We start from the raw sequence: 14,101 nt of genomic DNA, 5'->3' as shown, positions 1-14,101 counted from the left end.
ATCTCACTCTACACTTTTAAGGATTGGGCTTACCAGCAACTGGCCGGTTCCGACATCGGATATACCCTGATCGGTCTGGTGCGGGCCTGCATTGCAGGCCAGTGTGGCACCAAAACAGGCTTTGAAAATCAGATAAGGCGGCTGCCATTCAACCACATCATCCATCGCAGACCGCAGATGCGCAAACTGCTCTGCTACATCACACAAGGCTGCTTCAGATACCAGACCGGAGACCGGCAAAGGCAGCAAGGCCGTCACCACACCATTGGTAGCAACCGCCATACCACCACCGGCAGCAATCACTGCATTGGCCGCCACTGCCATATCGCGCTCATTACCACCAAAAACAGTGAGGTTGTGGCTGTCATGGGCAACTGTGGTTGCAAAAGCACCGTGCCATGCGCCCCATTCACGCAGATAACCGATTTTTGGTTTGGCCAGTGCGCGACCATGACGATGGGCAACAGCAATCAGCGTTGAGCCTTCAGGCGGCACCACAAAACCGTTTTCAACTGTGGTTTCAGCCTCGCCCCAGCGGGTAAAGCGCGGACGGTCAATGGTGGCCACGCACAGTTTTTTGGCACTTGAGGCTATGCGGAAATCATCCTCCTCAAGGGCAGAAATTTTCATCGAGCGGGTGAATGCACCGCCAAAAGTGTTGTGCGGTGCATGGTGCAAAACACCCTTGCTTGCCACCAGTTCACCATTGGCAAACACATGGCTGGCTTTGAAATCGCTCAGATTATCAAAGATCACGATATCCGCGCGTCGCCCCGCTGCTATCAGCCCGAGATCGTCGCGGTTGAAACGCCGCGCTGCATTGAGCGTTGCCGCTTGCAAAGCCCATTCCGCTTTCATGCCATAGCGCACGATACGGCGCACCACATCATCAAGTCCGCCAGCCTGATGCAGGTCATCGGGAAAAACATCATCAGTACACAGAGTAACGGTTTGCGGCAGGTGACCAAGCCGGTTAAGCTCGGCCACAAATTCCGGCAGCAAATGATCGTGCGAGCCGCGCATTTCAATGGTGAGACCGGCGCGTAATTTTTCCATCAGATCCGTGCCGGAAACCAGCTCATGATCAGAGGTAATACCTGCTGCCATAAATGCCATCAGGTCAGCGCCGGTGAGGCTGCGCGCATGGCCGCAAACCGGTTTTTGTGCTGCAAGGCCGGCATGCACAATGGCACTCATACGTGGTTCACCATTGATGACATTGCGCATGGTCATCACTTCGGCAATGCCGCCGATTTCAGGCCGCGCCAGCAATTCCTGCAGCACTGTGGCATCAAAATCCGCACCTGCAAGTTCCAGACCCGGTGCAGACGGCACGCAAGATGGTGCCAGAACAATAAAGCGCAAGGGCAGATCGCGGGTGGCTTGAATAGCCCAATCCACGCCCTCAACACCATGCACATTGCCAAATTCATGCGGATCCCAGACCACGGTTGTAACACCGCGTGCCACCACAGCCTGTGCATAGGTTGCGGGGGTAACCATCGAACTTTCCACATGCATATGGGTGTCGATCAGACCGGGTGAAAGAAAACCGCCTGTGGCATCAATTATGTGCGCCGCATCTGTGCGGGAACCTTGCGGATGTACGGAGGCGATCAAGGCGCCAACCAGCCCGACATCGGCAAGCCGATGCTCGCCGGTCACCATATCAATCAGGGTTGCATTGATGATCAGCGTATCAAAAGCGGCATCACCGCGTGCAGCGGCAGTTGCGCGCAAGCGCAATGCCGGATCGGCAAGGTCTGACGGTTCAGGCTTATTGCATGTCATGGTTTTGCTGCTTCCACTGTCAGCGCATCAAGAATGATGCCGAGAATTTGTGCGGCATCACCATCGCTGGCATAGGCTGCGTTAAATGCTGCATGGCTGGCGCGGGTTTCAACCACGGTGCGGCCACGGGTAAAAGCGCCTGCAAGTTCTACACCGATAAAGGCCCGCTCATATTGCACCAGATCAGGGCGGGCAAAGGCTACCGCCGCAGCCGGATCATAGAGCGCCATGGCAGCACGCCCGCGTGAAATCGCAATATTAATAAAGCCGTCAGTCATATCTGCAATCAGTGCGGCATTGCGGCCACCGGCACAGCGGATAGGGGCAACATCGGCAGGCGTGGCCAGAATTTTACGACAAAAATCAAGCTCAACCATTTTCAACGGCAGATTATGTGCCAGCACAATCGCCAGTGCCTCCGGATCAGCCAGCGCATTAAATTCGGCAGAGGCAGTATGATTGCCCTTGGTCAGGCCGCCGCCCATCCAGACCAGCTCATCGATTTTAGCAGCCAAATCAGGCCGTGCCAGTGCCAGTGCCGCAATATTGCTCAGAGGCCCGAGCGCCAGAATGCGCTTGGTGCCGGATGTGACTTGCAGCCAGTCGCACAGAGCCAGAAAGGCATGGCTCTCTATCTTGGCTGTTCCCTCCGGCAAAGAGAGGCCGGTTGACGGAATGCCGGTGTCACCCAGAATTGCAGTGGCGGTTTCGAGTGTTGCCAGCACCGGCTTGTCACGCCCCGCATACACGGGAAAGCCCCAGCCGAAAGCGGCAACCGCACCTTGCGCATTGCGGCACACCTGATCCAGCGGCGCATTGCCGAAAACCAGAGACACGCCATCAATTTCAAGACCTTGATGCTTCACCACCATTAAGGCGGCAATGTCATCAAAGCCCATATCTGTATCGACCCACACACCCATGATAGTTTCTTAGTCCCGTTCAAGAATAGCTGCACGCTCAATCGGAAAATCAAATGCAACCTCAGTGCCAAGCGCATAGGCCGGCATTGATGCATCTGTATCGGCCTTAACCGAACCAAACGCGGTTTCCAGCACATATTCACGGGTACCACCCGCAAAGGCTGCACCACGCACGATACCTTTTAATGGCCCGTTTCCAAGCGCTACAGTGCGCGGGCGGAAAGCAAGGCCAGCTGCTTTTGGCAGCGGTGCATTGAGCGGCACAATACCGGTTTCAGAATGCAGCTTGCCATCACGAATGGCAAAAACATTTTCAAAACCAACAAAGTCAGCCACAAAACGCGAAACCGGATTGTTATAAATCTCTTCCGGTGTACCTATTTGTTCAATCGCACCATTGCGCATCACCACAATACGGTCGGCCAGCGCCAGCGCCTCTGCCTGATCATGGGTCACAAACACCATGGTCACGCCGGTTTCCTGCTGCACGCGCTGCAATTCGGTACGCATATCGAGGCGCAAACGCGCATCAAGATTGGACAATGGCTCATCCAGCAGCAGCACTTTTGGTTCCATAACCATGGAGCGCGCCAGTGCCACGCGCTGCTGCTGACCACCGGAAAGCTCCGGCGGTTTGCGGGTGGCAAATTGAGCCAGACCCACCGATTTCAGTCCGCCTTCAACCTTACTGCGCAGGGCTTCACCTTTGATACCCTTGAGCTTGAGGCCAAAAGCAACATTTTCGAAAACACTTAAATGCGGAAACAGCGCATAGGACTGAAAGACCAGCCCGATCTGGCGCTTATTGGCAGCCACACGGGTAATGTCTTTGCCGTCCAGCCGGATTGTGCCGCCAGCAGGGGTTAAAAGACCGGCAATTGCACGCATTGTTGTGGTTTTGCCGCAGCCTGAAGGCCCGAGCAGCGCCAGCAATTCGCCTTTGTTGATGGTCAGGTTCAGCTTGTCGACGGCAATGGTATTACCATAGCTCAGTGTCAGCTGGTCGAGGGTGAGGTAAGCTTGATCAGACATAACGGGAAAATCCTAGGAAGCGTTCTGCGAGAAGGACAATGCCCATGGACAGAAAAGCAAGCAGAGACGAAAGTGCGGCGATGGAAGGGTCGAAAACGATTTCCATATAGCCCAGCATATCAATTGGCAGCGTACGCACGCCGGGGCCTGACAAAAACAGCGAAACCGGAACCTGATTGAAACTGGTTACAAAGCCGAGAATGAAGGCAGATAAAATCCCGCCTTTGATATTGGGCATCACCACGCGGAAAAACGCGCCGAGCCGTGAGCAGCCGAGCAGCACGGCGGCTTCTTCCATATCAGAACGCAGATTGGTGAGGCTGGATGATACCACACGCACCGCATAAGGCAGCACCAATGCGGTATGCGCCAGAAACAGCGCCAGTGTGATCGACATACCCACCGGCACCACAAAATAGCGCAGCAAAGCCAGACCGACAATAATGCCCGGCACAATCACCGGCGATGATACCACGGTGCGCACGGTTTCAGAAAACGGCATCTGATAACGCGCCATAGCATAGGAGGCCGGCACGCCAAGCAGCAGCGCCGTTAAGGTGCCGCCGATTGCCAAAATCATCGAGGTTATGAAGCTCTGCTGGAAGCTTTCAATCGTGAAAACTTTATAGACCCATTTGAGCGACAAACCTTGCGGCGGAAATGCCAGCGTATCACCGGCAGAAAACGATGCCGCAACGATGATGAGGAACGGGCCGATCAAAAAGACCACAACCAGCAAGAGAACTAAATTTGACCACAGACGTGAGCTCATTTTTTATCCCTCACAGTAGCAATGCGCTTCAGAAGCACGTTAGCCGCAAAACTCATTGCGACGAGGATGAGAGCGATCACACTGGCTGATGCAAAATCATTGGAAACAGTAACATGCTGATAGAGCAGGGTTTCCAGCATCAGAACCTTGGAGCCGCCAAGAATGGCAGGGGTGATATAAGCGGTGAGCGAACCGGTGAAGACCAGTGTGCCGCCGATAACCAGACCTTCTTTGGTCAGGGGCAGAATAATTTTCCAGAACACCACAAACCAGTTGGCACCAAGCACGCGTGCCGCAGGCACCACATCTTTCGGCAGGTTTTCAAGCGCACTGATCAGCGAGATAACCATCAGCGGCAAAAACAATTGCAAAAGACCGATAAAAATAGCGGTTTCGGTAAACAGAATACGCAATGGCGCATCGCTCAGACCAATGGATTGAAGTGCTTGATTGACGATGCCGGTGCGACCCAGAATAACAATCCACGCATAGGTACGGGCAACCGGTGAAATCATCATCGGCAGCATGATCAGACCGATCATCCGGCCTTTGGAGGTTGCAGGCAGTGCCACAATTGCCCATGCGGTCGCATAACCAATAATTGCAGCCACAACGGTAACTTCAAGTCCCAGCCGTAAAGTGCGCCAGAACACGGTGCGGTTCATCGGCTCTGAAAAGAAATCGAGCCAAGGCGCAATGGTCCAGCCTTCTGCCGAGCGAAATCCTTCAGACAGCAGCAAGATAACGGGGACGAGAAAGACAAGAGCCGCGAAAAGCGCTGCGGGCAATGCCAGCAACATGGCTTCGGTGCGGTTGTTAAACATGGGCTTTCCTATGAAATGACGGGGCAAACTGTTTCAGGCTTTTGCCTCGAAAAACAAAGCTGCCCGTGGTCATTGGCGACCCGGGCAGCTTATGAGAACTGGCCGGATTACTGGCCGATTTTGCTGTTCCACTCTTTCAACCATGTATCGCGGTTGTCGAGTGTTACATCAGCAGGAATGAGTTGCAGGCTTTGGGCGGTTTCTTCGCCATAGGTAATGTTGTTGGCAACATCGTCTGAAACCGTCACTTCTTTGTTGGTCGGGCTGTCGACCAGCTTGTCAGCAATCTTTTTCTGCACCTCGGTCGAGAGCCAGAAATCCATGAACTCATGGGCGAGATCACGGTTTTTGCTGTCTTTGGCCACAACCATAACATTCATGCCGCCGCTCTGACCTTCTTTCGGCGTTGCCCAAGCAAGCGGCAGATCTAGCTTGGTGAATGGCGCCCATGAGAAGCGGCCGATCGGTGCGGCCCAGATTTCTTCCTGCTGCATCAACTGCACCAGCTGCGATGATTTAACGTAAAAAGTCACAATATCATCAGACTTTTCACCAACGGCAGCAATGGCATTTTTCAGGTCGGCATTATTGGTGCCAAGCGCCTTTTCAATCATATAAAGCGCAGTAGGACCCTGATTGGTTGTCACATTCGGAAACGCAATATGCTGGGCATATTCAGGCTTCAGAAGATCAGCCCATGACTCGATTTTCATCTTATCGGTACGGTAAACAATGGAGGTCGCATAGAAAGTATAGCCAACACTCATGCCATCCTTGTTCGGATCTTTGGCAATATCATAGAGCTTGTCATAATTGGAAAGCTTGGCAGTATCTATTTTTTCGATCAGACCTGCGCGTGAGGCCTGCAAGGCATCAGCCATAGAAATCGTGGCGATATCAATCACAGGATTGGCCTTATTGGCCTCCATTTTGGCCAGACGCTCCACGCTGTTGCCGGTCTCTACCACCAGTTTACAACCGCATTTTTCTTGAAACGGCTTGTAGAGAATTTCGTTGAAATCATCCTGCGCAAAAGCATAGACGGAAATGGTCAGGGTTTTTTCCTGCGCATAAGACGCTGTGGTCAGAAGCGCGAGACTCGATACAGTGAGAAGTTTCTTAAGCACTTTCACATTCCTTTTACGGAGAGAGATGATGGATGAGGCAAATCGGATAAAACTGAACGGCAGGTCTGGCGGGCAATCAGGGTCATCGGCACGCGTGATGTGCCATGGGTTGGCACCAATCCTGCGGGGTTTTGTATTTTGCCTTCAATAACCTGCACCAGTGAGGCAATGGCGATCTCACCGATCCGCGGCAAATCCATGCGCACGGTTGAAAGTGCGGGTGTGATGCCTGAAGCCCAAAACAGGTCATCAAAGCCGATAACACTGACATCGTCCGGCACGCGGTAACCGGCATGGTAAAGCTCGGTCAGGGCGCGCAATGCATGGACATCAGAAACTGCAGCAATAGCGGTAACGCCACTGCAAACTTTAGCGCCAAGATGCAGCGGCGCACCGGCGCCAAACTCGGCTTCATGACGCTCAATCCACAGCACATCAAACTGCACTTTGCCTGAAAGACCGGCGCGAATACCACCGAGGCGGTCATTTTGCACAATGGAGTCCGGATTTTTTCCAATCAGTAAAACCCGCTGATGACCAAGGGCGGTGAGGTGCTCGCCGACCAGCATGCCGCCCTGCCAATGATCAGCAGCAACTGTATTGCCGGGGGTTGAAGGGCTGTCGATCACGGCGACCGGAATATCCATAGTGGCAATGCGGGTGCCAAGGCGCGGCACAATCACCAGTCCATCAACACCATATTCAATGAGTCGGTTAATTGCTTCTGTCTGTAGGCTGACATTGCCGCGGGAGTCTGCAATCAGCACACCGTAGCCGGCGGTAGCGGCTGCGGCCTCTATGGCTTGCGCAATTTGCGGAAACAGCGGATTGGCAATATCCGGTAAAACCAGCCCCAAAACACCGGTGCGGCCGGTGCGCAAAGCGCGGCCGGTATGGCTTGGTACATAGCCCATCGTGTCGGCCATCTCGCGCACGCGGGAAATCAGATTGGCTGAGACGCGCCCTTTGCCCGATAGTGCATTCGATACCGTAGCAACAGACACACCAAGAGCCTTAGCAATAGCACTAAGATTGATTGTTTGTTTTACTGGCGTGGAATCGGACATGGTTGCACAAGCTTGATTAAACGATTAATCAGTCGAATACGTGGTCTTTCGAACAGAGTCAATTCGGATTTATCGCAAGAGTGCAGCCATTGATGACTTGTAAATATAAGCGGACTATCATGCACTTGTGTAACGGACTGAATTGAGAATGAAAAACGTGCAGTCAACATTAAAAACGGTGGAAAACAACGAGCCACCGGATACGGTTTTCACAATGAATGAGGCAAATTATTATATAGGTCTAATGTATTTCGGAGACATTTTATGAGCTATAGCCGTATGTTTGTGTATTTTCTGATGTTTTTTATTCCTATCTCAAGCGTATATGCCGGGACTTTGCCATCACCTGAAGGCAAAGTGATTTTGACGATTTCCGGAAATATTACCAATACCAATAATGGCAAGACGGCTGAATTTGACCGCGCAATGCTGGAAAGCCTTGGTGTGCAGAGCATGCAAACCTCGTCTCCGTGGTATGATCACCGCACACAATTTGAAGGTATTAATTTTAACAAGCTGATGCAATTTGTCGGGGCATCTGGAACCAAAGTGACTGCTACTGCATTAAATGATTATGTGACAACTATTCCCTTGGAAGATTTTCAAAAATTCGATGTGCTGCTCGCTATGAAGCGCGATGGACAATATATGAGTGTTCGGGACAAAGGCCCGTTGTTTATTATCTACCCATTTGACAGTGATCCGCAGTTGCAAAGTCAAACCTATTACACGCGTTCAGCCTGGCAGGTTGCCAGATTAAACGTCGAATAGAGGTTCAATTTGAGACGCATTCTTGGAGTTGTGATTTGTTGCTTTGTTTTGGCAACAGGCTACATAGCCTATGTTATTGCAGAACGGCAGACCGCTCTTCAGAAGTTTGCCCGCTACAATGATTCATGGGCTATTAGCCAGATGCTGTCTGAATATATGCGTCTTGAACATCGTCTGGCGAATTATGCACTCGATACCACAGCGGCCAATCGTGATGAAGTGCGCTTGCGTCTAGAAATTATGTTGAGCCGGTTGGAGCTTTTGCAGCATGGCAGCCTTAATAGCTTTATTGCAACTGTGCCGACCCGTATCGCACTGATTTCAAACCTCGAGAGTGCACTCAACAGGCTAGACAAAAACCTCGATATTATGACTACGCAGGATATTAAAAATATGCTGCGGTCAATGAGTGTTCTGGATCCGGAAATGACAGCTTTAGCAGCTGCTTCCGTGGCACATGATGTCGGCCTGATCAGCAATGCACAGACAGAATTGCGTCAATTACATGTCGTTTATACAGGTTTTGCAGGCGGGCTGATTATTTGCGGAATTATTCTGGTGATCATGTTGCTTCGCCATAATAATCTGCTTGAAAGAGCTCATTATCAGATGCAGCATCTGACGAATGAACTTCGTGAGGCTTCATCGGAGATGCAGTCTCAGAACTATCGTCTGGCCTATGTTGCTCATCACGATGCACTGACGGGGCTGCCTAATCGCATTTTGTTTCGACAGGATTTAGAAACCAGATTGCAGGCAGATTTTACCAAAGATACTGCTCCTATTATCTTATTGCTTGATCTTGATGGCTTTAAAGATGTGAATGATATGCTTGGCCATGATGTTGGAGATGCATTATTGCAGAGTGTTGCAGAGCGGCTAACAGAACTGAGCCATGAGGGTGATCTGATATGCAGGCTTGGTGGAGATGAATATGCCGTTTTAACGACCGGCCTTAAAGAAAGTGAGGCTCTGGATTTTGCACGCCACATTGTGAGTGAAATCAGCCGGCCTTACGATGTTAAAGGGCGTGAAATAAAAATCGGCACCTGTATCGGCATGGCGGTTTCTGAAAGTAGCTGTGATTCTGAAGAGCTGTTTAAACGCACGGATCTGGCGCTTTATGAGGCAAAATCACTCGGAACAGGCCATATTTGTGTGTTTGAACCACAGATGCAAACGAGGCTGACAGAGAAAAAATCATTTGAAGCTGATCTGTTGCATGCGCTGCGCAACAATGAAATGCAGGTATATTATCAGGCGCAGGCCGATACTGTGTCGCGTGAAATCCATGGTTACGAGGCGCTTTTAAGGTGGTTTCACCCGGTTCGCGGGGAAGTCTCACCGGCAGAGTTTATTCCTGTCGCTGAAAAAACGGGTTTCATTCACGCGTTGGGGGATTGGGTTTTGACGACGGCCTGTACAGAAGCTGCCAGTTGGGAGGTTCCGCTCAATATTGCAGTCAATCTTTCACCGGTGCAGTTCCGCAGCCGTCATTTGATTACCAAAGTGATGGCCTCACTGGATAAAAGCGGCCTTGATCCCCGCAGGCTCGAGCTGGAAATCACGGAGTCGGTTCTTCTCGATAAGAATGAGCGCACTTTATACACATTGAAGCGCTTGAAAGCAGTTGGTATTCTGATTGCGATGGACGATTTTGGAACCGGCTATTCATCTTTGGGTAGTTTGAGTGCATTTCCGTTTGATAAGATTAAAATTGATCGTTCTTTTATCCGCAATGTGACAACAGACACGGATGCTTTGGCCATTGTCGAACTCGTCATAGGGGTCGGGCGTAATTTGCGTATGGCAACAATCGCTGAAGGTATTGAAACCGAAGAGCAGCTGGACTGTCTGAAAGGCTTGGGCTGTGACCAGATACAGGGCTATCTGATTGGACGACCAATGCCAGCAGCACAATTGAAAAACATATTAATCATATAAATATATCGAACATATAATTTAATAATGTACGATTTTTATTTATAAAATGCCGGCTATCAATTTATAGGTGGCATATTCTATGACTTATCCAGCCTGTATTAATATTATACAATGATCGCTATAGGATATGATGGTTGATATCATTTCTTATAGTGGATTTATAATTGATTGTATTTTAAAGATGTTTGGAGAGTTTAATGTATAAAATTGACTCTACTACCTACCGGACGATCCAGGATTTTAATGATCGTACGCGCTTTTTAATTCTTCATTATACGGCAGAGAATTTCACTGATTCCATCAACAGTCTGACTTTGCCTGCTGTTCCCCCTAAATCTCCTGTGAGTGTCCATTACCTTGTACCGGACCCCACGGATATGACATATTCTAATCTTTTCAGTGATGTCAGAATATTCAATTTTGTTGATGAGCATAAACGAGCTTGGGATGTAGGGGCCAGTGCCTGGCAAACACGAACCAACCTCAATGATACATCGATAGGCGTTGAGCTGGTTAATCAGGCATATGTGGATCCAACAACAGGGCAATTTGTCTTTCCGCCCTATGATGCACAGCAGCTCGAAGCCACTAAGCAAATATGCATTAATATTCTTCAGCGTTACCCTGATATCAGTCCAAAAAATGTACTTGCGCATTCTGATGTTTCTATTTGGCGCAAAAGTGATCCAGGGCCGCAATTCCCTTGGGAAGACTTTTATGATTCAGGTATTGGTGCGTGGTATGACGGCCCTGTGAAAGACAGCTATTTCAAAAAGTTTACTGATCAGGGTATTCCTGAAAAGGCTGACATTCTCGCCAGATTAAACAGATATGGGTATAGCCTGGATGGGTTAGATTCTGGACAACAGACAGGTTATACTTATGAGCAGCTTATCCGTGCATTCCAATTGCATTTTCGGCCGAAAGATTACAGCGGTACTGTCGATGTTGATACGGTCGCTACGCTTTATGCTCTTACTGACAAATATACGGCTCAACCAAAGGATGACCGGAGCTTATCATAAGCATAGTTTATAAATTTAAATGAGAATTTAAAACCAGGACAACCCGCAGAGCATAATAAGATTTTATGCTCTGCGGGTTTATTTTATTAAATATATTATTGTCACAGAGCTTGTTTAAAATGTCATAGGAACGCCCTATATAGACTTTAGGTGTTTATTATATCTCAGGCAGCGAGAGCTCTGCATAATTTGGTACTCTATCTGTGTAAATTTACAAAATCGGTTTGGGTTTTGCGCATTATGCAGTATGAAGGGCTACCGCCGCCTTTATAAAAAAACAATATGGCACTCTGTGCGCAGATGCCTGCATTCTCCCGTTGTAAACAAAGTCTGGACAAGCAGAATTGACGATTAAAACGCCGTATTACCTTATCGATAAAGCCAGATTGCTGCCTAATCTGGAAAAAATCAAATATGTCCGTGAGCAATCGGGCGCCAAATCCCTGCTGGCATTAAAATGTTTTGCCACATGGTCGGTATTTGATTTGATGAGTGAATATATGGACGGTACAACATCGTCATCACTCTATGAGGTGAAGCTGGGCAAGCAGAAGTTTGCCGGCGAAACACATGCTTATAGTGTTGCTTATGCTGATGATGAAATTGAAGATGTTTTGGCCAATAGCGACAAAATCATCTTCAACTCGATCGGCCAGCTCAACCGTTTTGACGCGGCTTCGAAAAATCACATTCGCGGCTTGCGGGTTAATCCGCAGGTCTCAACCTCTGATTTCGCGCTGGCTGATCCTGCGCGTCCGTTCAGCCGGTTGGGTGAATGGGATGCTACTAAAATTGAAGCCGTGATGGATAAAGTCTCTGGCTTCATGTTCCACAACAATTGTGAGAATGAAAATTTTGACCGTTTTGACGAAATGCTTGGCATTATCGAAGAGCGTTTCGGCCATCTGATTGCGCGCGTTGACTGGGTCAGTCTTGGTGGTGGTATTCACTTTACGGGTGAGAACTATCCGCTGGATCAGTTTTGCCAGCGTTTGAAAGCCTTCTCACAGAAATATGGCGTGCAGCTGTATCTGGAGCCGGGCGAAGCGGCGATTACCAAATCATCAACGCTTGAAGTAACGGTTCTGGACACTTTGTTTAACGGTAAAAATCTGGCCATTGTTGATAGCTCGATTGAAGCCCATATGCTTGATCTGCTGATTTATCGTCAGACCGCAAAACTGGAGCCTAATAAAGGCGATCATGAAATCATGATCTGTGGCAAATCCTGCCTTGCCGGTGATATTTATGGTGAGTTCCGTTTTGAAGCTCCGTTGCAAATAGGTGACCGCCTGTCGTTTCAGGATGCTGCCGGCTATACAATGGTGAAAAAGAACTGGTTTAACGGTGTTAAAATGCCGTCCATTGTTGTGCGCCAGCTTGATGGCACAGAAGTACTGGTCAAAGAATTCGGTTTTGACGATTTTGCCGGCAGCCTTTCTTGAGTTGCAACACCTAGAAATACAGCATCACTTTAGCTGAAAGTGGTGCTGTGATAGACTAAATCCACTGAATATTATGATAATCCCCGAAAAGGCTACTATGGAGCGTACCGCGTGAAATGAAAAAAAATGTCCTGATTATTGGTGCCGGAGGCGTGGCGCAGGTCGTTGCGCATAAATGCGCGCAGAACAACGATGTTCTGGGTGATATTCATATTGCTTCGCGAACAAAGTCTAAATGCGATGACATGATCGCCAGCGTTCGTGAAAAGAATAGTATGAAAGTGGAGGGCGTTTTAGAAGCGCATGCACTGGATGCATTGGATATCGAAGCCACTAAGGCACTGATTGCCAAGACAAATTCACAGATCGTTATTAATGTCGGCTCGCCCTTCATTAATATGTCGGTGCTGCAGGCCTGTATCGATAGCGGTGTTGCTTATATGGATACCGCCATCCATGAAGACCCGAAGAAAATCTGCGAGACCCCGCCTTGGTATGCCAATTACGAGTGGAAACGCCGTGAGCTTTGCGCTGAAAAGGGCATAACTGCTATTCTCGGCATTGGTTTTGATCCGGGCGTGGTTAATGCCTATGCACGTCTTGCAAAAGACGAGTATTTCGACAAGATAACCGATATTGATATTATTGATATCAATGCCGGTAGCCATGGCCGTTGGTTCTCAACCAATTTTGATCCGGAAATCAACTTCCGTGAATTTACCGGTCAGGTTTATTCTTGGCAAAAGGGTGCCTGGCAAACCAACAAAATGTTTGAGATTGGTCAGGAATATGATCTGCCGGTCGTTGGCAAACAAAAAGCCTATATGACGGGCCATGATGAAGTACATTCATTGGCGCGTAATATGGATGGCGCTGATGTGCGCTTCTGGATGGGCTTTGGCGATCATTATATCAATGTTTTCACCGTGCTGAACAAGCTTGGCCTGCTCTCAGAGCAGCCGGTAACCACCGCTGAAGGTTTGGAAGTTATTCCGTTGAAAGTGGTTAAAGCCGTGCTGCCTGATCCGTCATCGCTGGCGCCGGATTATACCGGTAAAACCTGCATTGGTGATCTGGTTAAAGGCACCAAAGACGGTAAAGAGCGTGAAGTTTTCATCTATAATGTGGCTGACCATAAAGACGCTTATAATGAAGTTGGCTCACAGGGCATTTCCTTTACTGCCGGTGTGCCGCCGGTAGCAGCAGCGATGCTGATTGCCAGTGGTGAGTGGGATGTAAAATCCATGGTCAATGTTGAAGAACTGGATCCGCGTCCGTTCCTTAATATTCTGGGCAAGCTTGGCCTGACCACTTGGATCCGTGATGAAAACGGCGAAAGACAATTGTCTTTCGATTAATACCACAGGCACATAATGAGTG

At 49.3% G+C, this 14,101-nt stretch carries 12 protein-coding genes; 5 read left to right on the top strand and 7 right to left on the bottom strand.

Annotated elements, in window-relative coordinates; genetic code table 11:
* Positions 1 to 3: 3 nt before the first annotated feature.
* From MP213Fo_RS15295 to MP213Fo_RS15265, 7 genes are all read right to left on the bottom strand, one after another.
* Positions 4 to 1,791, bottom strand: a complete 1,788-nt coding sequence (locus MP213Fo_RS15295) for an adenine deaminase (protein ID WP_421091235.1) — start codon at positions 1,789 to 1,791, stop codon at positions 4 to 6.
* On the bottom strand, positions 1,788 to 2,714 hold the full coding sequence (locus MP213Fo_RS15290) for a nucleoside hydrolase (RefSeq protein ID WP_421091234.1): 927 nt from the start codon (positions 2,712 to 2,714) through the stop codon (positions 1,788 to 1,790). The genes MP213Fo_RS15295 and MP213Fo_RS15290 overlap by 4 nt, the downstream gene beginning before the upstream one ends.
* A gap of 9 nt (positions 2,715 to 2,723) precedes the next feature.
* The gene (locus tag MP213Fo_RS15285; protein WP_421091233.1) at positions 2,724 to 3,746 is read right to left on the bottom strand and encodes an ABC transporter ATP-binding protein; all 1,023 of its coding nucleotides are present in this window, start codon (positions 3,744 to 3,746) and stop codon (positions 2,724 to 2,726) included.
* Positions 3,739 to 4,518, bottom strand: a complete 780-nt coding sequence (locus MP213Fo_RS15280; RefSeq protein ID WP_421091232.1) for an ABC transporter permease — start codon at positions 4,516 to 4,518, stop codon at positions 3,739 to 3,741. Before MP213Fo_RS15280 ends, MP213Fo_RS15285 begins: the two co-directional genes overlap by 8 nt.
* Positions 4,515 to 5,342, bottom strand: coding sequence for an ABC transporter permease (locus tag MP213Fo_RS15275; RefSeq protein ID WP_421091231.1), 828 nt, complete (start codon positions 5,340 to 5,342; stop codon positions 4,515 to 4,517). The genes MP213Fo_RS15280 and MP213Fo_RS15275 overlap by 4 nt, the downstream gene beginning before the upstream one ends.
* 107 nt (positions 5,343 to 5,449) lie before the next feature.
* Positions 5,450 to 6,469: an ABC transporter substrate-binding protein gene (locus tag MP213Fo_RS15270; protein ID WP_421091230.1), complete on the bottom strand. Its 1,020-nt coding sequence runs from the start codon at positions 6,467 to 6,469 to the stop codon at positions 5,450 to 5,452.
* 2 nt (positions 6,470 to 6,471) lie between these two features.
* Positions 6,472 to 7,536, bottom strand: coding sequence for a LacI family DNA-binding transcriptional regulator (locus tag MP213Fo_RS15265; protein WP_421091229.1), 1,065 nt, complete (start codon positions 7,534 to 7,536; stop codon positions 6,472 to 6,474).
* A gap of 264 nt (positions 7,537 to 7,800) precedes the next feature.
* Here MP213Fo_RS15265 and MP213Fo_RS15260 point away from each other — a divergent pair, with 264 nt between their 5' ends.
* The 5 genes from MP213Fo_RS15260 (at position 7,801) to MP213Fo_RS15240 (ending at position 14,079) form a co-directional block, all read left to right on the top strand.
* A complete protein-coding gene (locus MP213Fo_RS15260; RefSeq protein ID WP_421091228.1) occupies positions 7,801 to 8,307 on the top strand; it encodes an oxidoreductase in 507 nt (168 codons plus the stop codon).
* A 9-nt stretch (positions 8,308 to 8,316) separates the two neighbouring features.
* Positions 8,317 to 10,251 (top strand): putative bifunctional diguanylate cyclase/phosphodiesterase, encoded by a 1,935-nt coding sequence (locus tag MP213Fo_RS15255; RefSeq protein WP_421091227.1) that lies wholly within the window; start codon positions 8,317 to 8,319, stop codon positions 10,249 to 10,251.
* Between the two features lie 197 nt (positions 10,252 to 10,448).
* Complete coding sequence (locus MP213Fo_RS15250) at positions 10,449 to 11,276, top strand: N-acetylmuramoyl-L-alanine amidase (protein ID WP_421091226.1); 828 nt, start codon at positions 10,449 to 10,451, stop codon at positions 11,274 to 11,276.
* 350 nt (positions 11,277 to 11,626) lie between these two features.
* Positions 11,627 to 12,721, top strand: coding sequence for a carboxynorspermidine decarboxylase (locus tag MP213Fo_RS15245; protein WP_421091338.1), 1,095 nt, complete (start codon positions 11,627 to 11,629; stop codon positions 12,719 to 12,721).
* Between the two features lie 116 nt (positions 12,722 to 12,837).
* Positions 12,838 to 14,079, top strand: coding sequence for a saccharopine dehydrogenase family protein (locus tag MP213Fo_RS15240; RefSeq protein WP_421091225.1), 1,242 nt, complete (start codon positions 12,838 to 12,840; stop codon positions 14,077 to 14,079).
* The last annotated feature ends 22 nt before the right edge of the window (positions 14,080 to 14,101 follow it).

Source organism: Pseudochrobactrum mosebachae, assembly GCF_048914685.1.
Taxonomy (GTDB): Bacteria; Pseudomonadota; Alphaproteobacteria; order Rhizobiales; family Rhizobiaceae; genus Pseudochrobactrum.
The sequence above is the reverse complement of the archived record's forward strand: the minus strand, read 5'-3'. Positions and strand labels throughout refer to the sequence as shown.

Coding starts and splice junctions, on each gene's coding strand:
- MP213Fo_RS15295 (WP_421091235.1), bottom strand. CDS start 1,791: ATGACATGCAATAAGCCTGAACCGTCAGACCTTGCCGATCCGGCATTG.
- MP213Fo_RS15265 (WP_421091229.1), bottom strand. CDS start 7,536: ATGTCCGATTCCACGCCAGTAAAACAAACAATCAATCTTAGTGCTATT.
- MP213Fo_RS15285 (WP_421091233.1), bottom strand. CDS start 3,746: ATGTCTGATCAAGCTTACCTCACCCTCGACCAGCTGACACTGAGCTAT.
- MP213Fo_RS15240 (WP_421091225.1), top strand. CDS start 12,838: ATGAAAAAAAATGTCCTGATTATTGGTGCCGGAGGCGTGGCGCAGGTC.
- MP213Fo_RS15275 (WP_421091231.1), bottom strand. CDS start 5,342: ATGTTTAACAACCGCACCGAAGCCATGTTGCTGGCATTGCCCGCAGCG.
- MP213Fo_RS15290 (WP_421091234.1), bottom strand. CDS start 2,714: ATGGGTGTGTGGGTCGATACAGATATGGGCTTTGATGACATTGCCGCC.
- MP213Fo_RS15260 (WP_421091228.1), top strand. CDS start 7,801: ATGAGCTATAGCCGTATGTTTGTGTATTTTCTGATGTTTTTTATTCCT.
- MP213Fo_RS15250 (WP_421091226.1), top strand. CDS start 10,449: ATGTATAAAATTGACTCTACTACCTACCGGACGATCCAGGATTTTAAT.
- MP213Fo_RS15280 (WP_421091232.1), bottom strand. CDS start 4,518: ATGAGCTCACGTCTGTGGTCAAATTTAGTTCTCTTGCTGGTTGTGGTC.